This window comes from Cryobacterium sp. MLB-32 (assembly GCF_000738085.1).
Taxonomy (GTDB): Bacteria; Actinomycetota; Actinomycetes; order Actinomycetales; family Microbacteriaceae; genus Cryobacterium.
Genome location: NZ_JPRS01000751.1, coordinates 1 through 492, shown reverse-complemented (window position 1 = coordinate 492; position 492 = coordinate 1). Strand labels below are relative to the sequence as shown.

Sequence of the window (492 nt, the reverse complement as noted above, 5' to 3'; positions counted from 1 at the left end):
GTGGGCATTCTGACCGCCGTGGTGTTCGCGATTGTGCCCATCATCGTTGACCAGGTGGCCAAGCTGTCGAAGATCGTTCCCGACCTGATCAAGGCGGCCAATTCCCCGTCGTTCATCAGCGATGTCCAGAAGAATTTCCCGACCCTGGATATCCCCGTCATCGTCAAGTCCGTGACCGATTATCTCGGTGGCAACGTCCAGGAGATCACCACCACCATCGTGCAGTCGGGGCTCGCCCTGATGAGCGGGCTCTTCGGCGGCTTGATCATCCTGATCTTGACGCTGTACTTCACGGCAAACCTGAACGCCATGAAACGCGCCACGTACCAACTGGTCCCGGCGTCGAAACGCGCACGATTCTCTGACCTCAGTGAGCAGATCTCGCGGTCGGTTGGCAAGTATGTCGTGGGGCAGGTCTCACTCGCAGCGTGCAACGGTGTGCTCAGCTTCATCTTCCTGTCAATTATCGGAGCGCCGTTCCCGGCTCTCCTC

General features: G+C 58.7%; 1 protein-coding gene. It reads left to right on the top strand.

Annotation, left to right across the window (positions count from 1 at the left end; all coding sequences use genetic code 11):
• Positions 1-492 (top strand): AI-2E family transporter (locus JF66_RS21220; RefSeq protein WP_035880974.1); only part of this gene is annotated, 492 nt, incomplete at both ends.